The 1,050-nt window shown below is 60.4% G+C and carries 2 protein-coding genes; both read left to right on the top strand.

The window, feature by feature from the left end; genetic code table 11:
- Positions 1-619 (top strand): TonB-dependent receptor domain-containing protein (locus VI25_RS22010; protein WP_236705204.1); only part of this gene is annotated, 619 nt, incomplete at its 5' end.
- On the top strand, positions 580-1,026 hold the full coding sequence (locus tag VI25_RS22005; RefSeq protein ID WP_055562899.1) for a hypothetical protein: 447 nt from the start codon (positions 580-582) through the stop codon (positions 1,024-1,026). The genes VI25_RS22010 and VI25_RS22005, both read left to right, overlap by 40 nt.
- Positions 1,027-1,050 lie beyond the last annotated feature (24 nt).

Genomic DNA, 1,050 nt, shown 5'->3' with positions numbered 1-1,050 from the left:
ATCATCGGAGTCCTTCTTCCAAGTGCCCGCCGTACAGACGCTGAAGCTGAGGGCCTCCTGGGGCCAGATCGGCAATATTCAGTCGGTGAACTACTACGCCTACAACGTGCCGCTCGTTGGCAGCCAGGCCTACTTAGGCAGCACCCCGGGCTACAGCAACGGCTACTACATCAACAAGCAATCGAACCCCGACCTGAAATGGGAGCGGTCCGAAACCTTCGATGCCGGCCTAGACGTGGGCCTGCTGGATAACCGCCTGACCCTGACGGCCGATTACTTCCAGAAGTTTACCCGCGGCCTGATTCTGCCCATTGCACCCAACCCCAGCAGTGGAGTAGGCGAAGGCCCCACGGCCAACGTGGGCACTGTGCTTAATAAGGGTTGGGAACTGAGTGTGGGGTACGCCGGCCAGGCCGGACCCGTCGCCTTCCAGATCAACGGCAACGTGGCCACGCTGAAAAACCGGGTGCAGGACCTCAACGGCTACGGCAGTGAGTTCATTCAGCACACCGACAACGTGCGCACCCAGATGTACCCCTTCCGCTCGGCCGTGGGGCAGCCCCTGTATGCTACTACCTGGTGCCGACCGAAGGACTGTTCCGCTCTGAGCAAGAGGTAAGCGCCTACACCAACGGCGACGGCAAGCTGATTCAGCCCAGCGCCAAACCCGGCGACCTGAAGTTCCGGGACACCAACGGCGACGGCCGCATTGACGACAAGGACCGCGTGTTCATGGGCAATGCCATGCCCAAGCAAACTTATGGGCTTACCCTCAACGGACAGTGGAAGGGCTTTGATTTGAGCGTGTTCTGGCAGGGCGTGAGCGGCGTGAAGCTGTTCAATGGCTACAAGTTTGCTACCTACAACGCTGGCTTGCAGGGCTACAACCTGGACCGCCATGTGCTCGACGCCTGGACGCCCCAGAACCCCGACTCCAGCATCCCACGCCTCTCGCTCAACGACGCCAACAAAAACTTCAGCCTACCCTCCGACTGGTACCTGGAGGATGCTCCTACCTGCGCCTGAAAAACCTGACCGTGGGCTACACCC

The organism is Hymenobacter sp. AT01-02 (assembly GCF_000961955.2).
GTDB classification, from domain to species: domain Bacteria; phylum Bacteroidota; class Bacteroidia; order Cytophagales; family Hymenobacteraceae; genus Hymenobacter; species Hymenobacter mucosus.
Note: the sequence above shows the minus strand (reverse complement) of the source record. Positions and strands in the feature narration are given on the sequence as shown.